The organism is Vibrio sp. HENC-03, from assembly GCF_000305755.2.
GTDB classification, from domain to species: domain Bacteria; phylum Pseudomonadota; class Gammaproteobacteria; order Enterobacterales; family Vibrionaceae; genus Vibrio; species Vibrio owensii.
In genome coordinates this window covers 1-203 of the sequence record NZ_JH976087.1, presented here as the reverse complement: position 1 = coordinate 203, position 203 = coordinate 1, and the positions used below count along the sequence as shown (strand labels likewise).

Annotated in this window: 1 protein-coding gene; it reads right to left on the bottom strand. The window is 47.8% G+C overall.

The genetic code is table 11. The features are described 5' to 3' along the window. The coding region (locus VCHENC03_RS17260; RefSeq protein ID WP_032802449.1) for a flagellin at nucleotides 1–203 on the bottom strand (203 nt) is incomplete at both ends.

Sequence of the window (203 nt, the reverse complement as noted above, 5' to 3'; positions counted from 1 at the left end):
TGTGACTTGGTCATTTGAGTCGTTTCTTTCGCGAAGTCTGTATCTTTGATACGGCTCTTCGACGCGTTCACGTTCTCGTTGATGTTATCCAAGTTGCTGATTGCGTGGTTGAAACGGTTTTGGAAAGCACCTAGCTCTGCACGGTGGCTGTCTACGTATTTCAATGCCGCATCAATGATAGCCACAGATTCTTGTGCGCCACC